The sequence below is a fragment of the Rhodococcus sp. IEGM1339 genome (assembly GCF_050321925.1).
GTDB classification, from domain to species: Bacteria; Actinomycetota; Actinomycetes; order Mycobacteriales; family Mycobacteriaceae; genus Rhodococcus; species Rhodococcus pyridinivorans.
Genome location: NZ_JBNQFT010000047.1, coordinates 1 through 6,165, shown reverse-complemented (window position 1 = coordinate 6,165; position 6,165 = coordinate 1). Strand labels below are relative to the sequence as shown.

Genomic DNA, 6,165 nt, shown 5'->3' with positions numbered 1-6,165 from the left:
TCACTCGCCGTTTCGGTCCGAGGATGGCGAGTTCGATCGGGTCGATCCGCGGGTCGACATCGCCGCGGGCTCCGTCGGCCACCCGCACGATGTCGATGACCGACGCGACAGCCGAACCGAAGCAGCCGTCGATCGCGATCAGTCCGATACGCATGACGTAAACAATAGCAATACTGCCGTATACGCCACTCCCCACCGGCCCTCGCTCGTCATACGCTGAACTCGCTTCACCAAAAAACCTCGACACCTAGGAGAGTCCCTCATGTCCACACCCGCATCACTTCCGTATGCCTTCGTCGCCAAGATCGTCGCGGCCGATGGACAGCACGACGCGCTCGCCGATCTGCTCGCCGGCGCTGTCGCACTCGCCAACGAAGAAGTAGGAACGATTGTCTGGTTCGCGGTCAGGACCCACGCCGACACCTTCTGGATCTTCGATGCATTCCCCGACGAGGCCGCTCGCGACGCCCACGCCAACGGCGCCATCGTCGCAGCCCTGACGGCCAACCAGCACCTCCTCGGCGCAGCACCCGAGATCCTGGCGGCCGACGTCCTCGCGTCCAAGCTCCCGTAGTCCGCCAACGCACGAGACGATCGGGCCCGCCGAGCCGTCGGACCCGACCGCCTCGACACCCGCACCACGTTGACGATCCCCGACGGGCCGATCACGAGGAGGCCAGGCAACACCAGGCGCAAGCCTGGAGCGGCACTGTTTCACCGGTGGTCATCGAGAGAGCCAGCGCGGTTCCATGGCAGCGCAACTGTGTCAACTTGCCCTCCGTCCCGCGAGGCGCCGTGGGCGGGTCGTGGTTGCGATCCGTTGCCGTGACGGGAGACGCGTTGCGCGTCGCAGCGATGACGGGTCGTTGGCGTTCCGGGGCGTTGCGTTCGTGCGCGCCGCGCGTGCGGCATGGAGCATCTCGCTGCGCACACAACGATCGCTGCGCCGACGCACCGTTGACACCTCGCACGTCCAGGTCGCGACACAACGCCACGCTGCGTTGCCGAGCGGAGCGAGGCCTATCGGCACACGGGCAGGATGCCGGCCCGAGCGCTCAGCCGGCGAGGGGTCCGTCGCAGAGGAGAGCGACGTCGGTGTCGGGCAGAACCGTGAGGCCAGCGCATCGCGCGACCACCAGAACCGAACCGCCCCTGCCCTGCGTTTGCGCAGGTCAGGGGCTGTTCGCCGGAGCCGCCTGTCGGAATCGAACCGACGACCTAATCATTGATCGAGATTGCTAAGCAACGAATCAACGCTAACCAGCACGAACTCGATCTCAGGCTGGAGGATCGAGCCTCGGCGGTGATCGATCTGCCCGCCAGCACGGCAGCCGTAGTCAAACGCTCGTCGCCACGAATTTTGTGGCAGGGCTTGGCTGGCAGCTACGAGCGCCTGGGGTTGGGCGTGGTGGCGGATTCGGTATTCCGCGACCTGGTACTGGCCCGTCTGGTCGAGCCGACGAGCAAACTAGATTCGGTACGGGTGCTGGGGCGCCTTGGCCTAGATCCCCCGCACGTCAACACGCTTTACAACTGTCTGGGTCGGGTAATTGCTCGCGACTACCGCACTCTCATCGCGGCCGCTTGTTGGCGCCACGTCACGGCCGCCGGCGGCCCCGGCGTCGCCCTGCTGGTCGCCCGGGACGGATTCCCGCTGGACGTGCACGTTTTCGAGGGCAACAAGGCCGAAACCAAGACCTTGATCCCGGTGATTACCGCCTTCCAGGAGCGGCACGCAATCGCGGACATGGTCGTCGTGGCGGACGCCGGGGTGCTTTCAGCGGCCAACCTCAACGACTCGAAGACGCAGGTCTACTGTTCATCGTCGGCTCCCGCACCTCCAAAGCGCCCAAGGAGCTCGAAGAGCACTTCGGTCGCCGCGGCAACGCATCGACGACGGCGAGATCGTGGAGCTGACCCGCCCGATGGGGCAAGGCCGCGACAGGCGCGACCGCCGAGTGGTGTGGCATTACAAGTGGGAGCGCGCCCAGCGGGATCGCCGCACGCTCAGCGCGCAGATCGACCGTGCTCAGCGAGTGGCCCACCGGGCCGAGCCCTTGAAGAAGCAGCGGTTCGTCAAGCTCATCGGACAGAACGTCACTTTGGACGAGGCCTCGATCGAACGGGCTCGCCAAGCGGCCGGATACAAGGGGTACGTCACCAATATCGACTCGACGATCATGGATGGCCACGCCGTGGTGGCGTCGTACCACGACCTGTGGAAGGTCGAGCAGTCGTTCCGGATGGCCAAGTCCGACCTCAAGGCCAGACCGGTCTTCCACCGGACCAGGGATTCCATCGAGGCGCACTTGACCGTGGTGTTCGCCGCGCTGGCGGTTGCCCGATACCTGCAGAACATCACCGGCGTATCGATCAAGAAGGTCGTCGGCGCCCTCGAACCCCTGCGCACGATCGTGGTCGCCATCGGCGACCACGAGATGATCGTCGAGCCGAGCATCAACGACGACGCCCGCAAACTCATCGATGCGATAAACGCGGGTCACCAAAAGTTGTGGAACTCAGGCCGGAGATCGGCGCGGGGTGATCCTCGCTCGGTGGACGGAGTCAGCGTCTGCGGGTCAGGCTCCGGCGTCATCGGCACGGACTCGTTTCGTCGTGCCGTCGAGCTCGGGGATGAGTCCGAAGTCGGTGAGGAGTTGTCCGATCTGAGTGTGGTCGAGGTGCTTGATGATGCGGTTGCCGACGAACTTCGGGCCGGGGAGCTCTATCTCCTCGCCGTCGCGCAAGCGCGCGGTGGCCTCGAGCAGGAACCTGAGATCATAGGTGGAGTTGAACACCTCCGGCACGCCGCGATCGATGCCCAGCAGCTGGTAGGCGGCCTCCATCGCAGTACGCACCGAGTACTCGGTGGTGAAGATCGTGTCGCGCGTGGTTTCGGCGAACTGGCCGATGAACGCGAAGTTCACTGAGCCCTCGGGCACCACGTCGGGGCGGTCACCGGCGGTGCGGGGCATGAAGAACGAGGTGACGTAGGGCATCATCACGGGCACGGCCTTCGCGCCGTTTGCCGCGAGCTCCGGGATGTCCTCGACGGGCACACCCAAGTGATAGAGCCATTCTTGGGTGATCTCTTCGCCGGTGGACTCCTGCATTGTCTTGCCGGTGAAGTCGCCGGGCACGTCGACGAACAGGCCGTAGACCCACACGACGATCTCGTCGGGTGCTTGCGCTTTGAAGTGCGGCTGGCGGTTGACCGTCCAGCTGAGCAGCCAGGACGAGTCTTTCGCGGTGACGATGCCTCCGGTGACGATGTTGCCGGAGAACGGGTCGCGCTTGGCGATCTTCTTGATGTACCTCGGGATCTCAGGGCCGATGGTGGTGACCGTCGCTGACTCCCACTTCGTCTTCGAGATGTCGCCGCAGAACACCTCGGGGCGTCCGAAAGAGGGGTGCTTGGCCGCGATGCGCCGCCACAGGTCCCACGCCGGCGCGGGACCTTCGTCGAGTCTGGCCGCATTGTGGTGGGTGCCGTCGTCGGAGTTCTCTGTGAGCGAACCGATCGTGGCGAGCACGAGGTCGTCGGGACCGAGGTCGACGCCGCCGGGCACGCCGCCCTTTGTCCAGTGGATGCGGGTGGCCTGTTTACGGTCGCCATCGAAAACGAAGTCGATGTCGGTGACCTCGGTGGAGAACTCGAATCTCACGCCCTGGTCCAGGAGCCAGCGGTACATGGGCAGCACGAGCGATTCGTACTGGTTGTACTTCGTGAACTTCAGCGCCGAAAGGTCGGGGAGCCCGCCGATGTGGTGCACGAACCGGTGCAGGTAGAGCTTCAGCTCGAGTGCGGAGTGCCAGTTCTCGAACGCGAACATCGTCCGCCAGTAGAGCCAGAAGTTGCTGCTCAGGAACTCTTCACCGAAGATCTCGTCGATGCGCTTGTCTTCCATCTCCTCACGCGAGGCGAGAAAGACCTTGACCAACTCCTTCTGAGCTTTCTCGCTCAGGCCGAACTCATTGTTGGTGACGAACTCCTCGCCCTGCCGGTGTGTGACCCGGGTGAGTGAGTAGTTGGGGTCGTCTTTGTTGAGCCAGTAGAACTCGTCGAGGACGGATCCGTCGACCTCGAGCGACGGGATGGTACGGAACAGATCCCAGAGGCACTCCATGTGGTCTTCCATCTCGCGCCCGCCGCGGATGACAAACCCTTTGTCCGGCTTCTTGATACCGTCCAGGGCGCCGCCGGGCAGGTCCAGGCGCTCGAGGATTGTGATCTTGTCGCCGGAGAGTTGCCCGTCGCGGATCATGAACACCGCCGAGGCCATCGAGGTGAGCCCGGCGCCGACGAACCAGGCGGTCTTGTTCTCGACTCCCTCGGGCTTGCGGGGGCGGGCGAAGGCTTCGTAGTTTCCACTGCTGTAATACATCTGGCTTGCACGTCCTCTCGTGGACTGTTCTGCCGCGGTCGTGGGTCAGTTGTAGGTGTAGAAGCCCTCGCCGGTGGCGACGCCCAGCTTGCCGTGGTCGATGTACTCGCTCTTCAGCCAGGCCGCGAGCGCCTGGTCCTCCTCCCCGCCGTGGGCGAGGATGTTGTACGGGGTGGCCAGGCCGATGACATCGGTGATCTGGAAGGGGCCCATCGGCGCTCCCGTGCCGATCCGCCACACGTTGTCGATGTCCTTCGGCTCGGCGTATCCGCCGGCGGCGAGTGCGTACCCGGCGTTGAGGAACGGCACCAGTAGCGAGTTGAGGACGTAGCCGGACTTCTCCTTGTACACGGGGATCGGAACCATCCCGATGTTGCCGGCGAAGGCGACGACCTCGTCGAACACGGCCGGATCGGTGTCGGCGGTGCCCATCACCTCGGCGGTGTTGAACTTCCAGACCCGGTTCGCGAAGTGCAGCGCGAGGAACTTGGCGGGGCGTCCGGTGGAGTCCTTGAGGTCGCTGGGCAGAAGTGTCGACGAGTTCGTTGCGAAGATCGTCTTCTCCGGTGCGAGCTCGCCGAGCCTTCGGTAGGTGTCCTGCTTGATGGACAGTACCTCGGGGATCGCCTCGATGACCAGATCCGCGTCCGCGACCGCGTCGGCGAGGTCGGAGGAGAACCGGACGCGGGTGAGCGCCTCGTCCGCCTTCCCCTCGGCTGCCCCCGCGACTCCGTCGTCCTTGTAGGTGGTGACGAGAGCGTCGAACCGCTTCTTGGCTGCCTCGATGGCATCGCTGCTGATGTCATATGCGGTGACCTGGAAGCCGCTGTAGGCGGTCTGGAAGGCGATCTGGGTGCCGAGGACTCCGGTTCCCAGGACGGTCACGTGTGTGATGTTGCTCATTGTTCTGTTTCCTTCATTCCTTCTCGGGCGGCGGATCCGGCCGCCGGGGTGTGTGCAGCACGCCGGTCACGATGAGCGTGACCTGACGTCTGAGGTCGTCGATCGCGTCAGCCTCGGGGATGTCCGAGGCCGTCATCCGAGCGATCGCGAGATGAGTGACGGCGAACAGCGAGGATCCTGCGACGCGTGCCTCCCCGTCGCTGAGGGTCGGAGCGGCGCGTCGTAGCGTGTCGGAGAGGGACGCCTCGAGCTCGAAGATCAACGCCATGCCCTCGGCCCGGAACTTCGCGTCGTGAGGGCCGAACAGCAGCTCCCGCTGGTACGCAGCACTGTTCTCCGGCTCACGTGCGGCAGCGACGACGAGGGGGTGCAGGCGGGCGAAGACCGCGGCGGCAGGATCCGGCGTCAACGCCGCACGCGCGGCGCCCTCATCTATCGATGCCCGGAGTGCCTCGTTGTAGACCATGAGCAGCAACTCGCTCTTGGTCGCTGCGTACCGGAACAAGGTCCCCGCTGCGACCCCGGCCGCGGCGGACACCTCCTGCGTCGTCACCGCGGAGAACCCGCGCGCACGCAACAGATCGGACGCGGCGCGAAAGATTCGCTCCCGCTTGAGCCGCATGTTCTGCTCGCGGCGGGACTCTATCTCCCGAACGCCCGGGCGCCGTCCGCGCTCTGAAAGCTGCTGCACCTCGCTCACATTAATGAGTGTACTCATTTTCTTGCGGACCGCAAAGGGAGTACGCACGCGATCGGCGACAGGTGTGGCCGGTGTTGTGGCTCTTCACTATGGATCTCGTGGACCGGTTGGTCTGACTCCTTGATGGGCGTGACGGTCTCGGCTCGGTGGGCGCAGGATGGGTCTGGTGGGCGGGTC

4 protein-coding genes, 1 tRNA gene and 2 pseudogenes are annotated in these 6,165 nt (G+C 64.9%); 2 read left to right on the top strand and 5 right to left on the bottom strand.

Annotation, left to right across the window (positions count from 1 at the left end; all coding sequences use genetic code 11):
* Positions 1–154 (bottom strand): annotated as a pseudogene (locus ACQR3U_RS23200) (AraC family transcriptional regulator); the annotation flags it as partial.
* Between the two features lie 108 nt (positions 155–262).
* On the opposite strand from ACQR3U_RS23200, the gene ACQR3U_RS23195 reads away from it, so the two are divergent.
* On the top strand, positions 263–574 hold the full coding sequence (locus ACQR3U_RS23195; RefSeq protein ID WP_114332294.1) for a putative quinol monooxygenase: 312 nt from the start codon (positions 263–265) through the stop codon (positions 572–574).
* 616 nt (positions 575–1,190) lie between these two features.
* Here ACQR3U_RS23195 and ACQR3U_RS23190 read toward each other — a convergent pair.
* Positions 1,191–1,283, bottom strand: a tRNA-OTHER gene (locus ACQR3U_RS23190).
* A gap of 642 nt (positions 1,284–1,925) precedes the next feature.
* Between ACQR3U_RS23190 and ACQR3U_RS23185 the strand changes: the two are divergent.
* Positions 1,926–2,435: pseudogene (locus ACQR3U_RS23185) on the top strand (IS1634 family transposase); the annotation flags it as partial.
* A 144-nt stretch (positions 2,436–2,579) separates the two neighbouring features.
* On the opposite strand, the gene ACQR3U_RS23180 reads toward ACQR3U_RS23185, so the two are convergent.
* Genes ACQR3U_RS23180 through ACQR3U_RS23170 form a run of 3 tightly spaced genes read right to left on the bottom strand, consistent with a single transcriptional unit; the run spans position 2,580 to position 5,988 of the window.
* Positions 2,580–4,385 (bottom strand): oleate hydratase, encoded by a 1,806-nt coding sequence (locus ACQR3U_RS23180; protein ID WP_230811592.1) that lies wholly within the window; start codon positions 4,383–4,385, stop codon positions 2,580–2,582.
* A 45-nt stretch (positions 4,386–4,430) separates the two neighbouring features.
* Positions 4,431–5,288, bottom strand: coding sequence for a 3-hydroxyacyl-CoA dehydrogenase (locus tag ACQR3U_RS23175; RefSeq protein WP_024101447.1), 858 nt, complete (start codon positions 5,286–5,288; stop codon positions 4,431–4,433).
* A gap of 13 nt (positions 5,289–5,301) precedes the next feature.
* Positions 5,302–5,988, bottom strand: coding sequence for a TetR/AcrR family transcriptional regulator (locus ACQR3U_RS23170; protein WP_230811593.1), 687 nt, complete (start codon positions 5,986–5,988; stop codon positions 5,302–5,304).
* Positions 5,989–6,165 lie beyond the last annotated feature (177 nt).

Bases quoted from the DNA above. Each gene is read 5' to 3' on its own strand.
- ACQR3U_RS23180 (WP_230811592.1), bottom strand. From the start codon at position 4,385: ATGTATTACAGCAGTGGAAACTACGAAGCCTTCGCCCGCCCCCGCAAG.
- ACQR3U_RS23195 (WP_114332294.1), top strand. From the start codon at position 263: ATGTCCACACCCGCATCACTTCCGTATGCCTTCGTCGCCAAGATCGTC.
- ACQR3U_RS23175 (WP_024101447.1), bottom strand. From the start codon at position 5,288: ATGAGCAACATCACACACGTGACCGTCCTGGGAACCGGAGTCCTCGGC.